Source organism: Pseudomonas sp. DrBHI1 (assembly GCF_002205115.1).
Classification (GTDB): Bacteria; Pseudomonadota; Gammaproteobacteria; order Pseudomonadales; family Pseudomonadaceae; genus Aquipseudomonas; species Aquipseudomonas mosselii.
Window position 1 is genome coordinate 1 of record NZ_NIBE01000111.1, and the last position, 302, is coordinate 302.

The 302-nt window shown below is 65.9% G+C and carries 1 pseudogene; it reads right to left on the reverse strand.

Features of this window, described 5'->3' with window-relative positions:
- A pseudogene (locus CC207_RS27040) lies at positions 1-302 on the reverse strand (hypothetical protein); the annotation flags it as partial.

Consider the following 302-nt stretch of genomic DNA (forward strand, 5'->3'; position numbering starts at 1 on the left):
TCGGCACCGGCGAGGTGGGCGCGCATGGCCTCTTTGTGACGGTCGACCAGCGCGGCGACCTTGCGCTCACTGAATTGCTGATGCAGTTCGGTGAAGGCCTGGGCGACCAGCACCTTGCGCTCGTTGCTGGGGCCGGGTTTTCCCGCGACCGACTCCGGGGCTTCCAGCCAATCCTTCAGGTGTTCCATGCCCGCGTTGCGCCAGGCATTGAGTTGCTGGGTGATGCCGATGGCATCTTCCACCACCACCGCGATACCACGGGCTTCGGGTTTGCCGGCAACCGGGCCCAGCATGTACCGGGC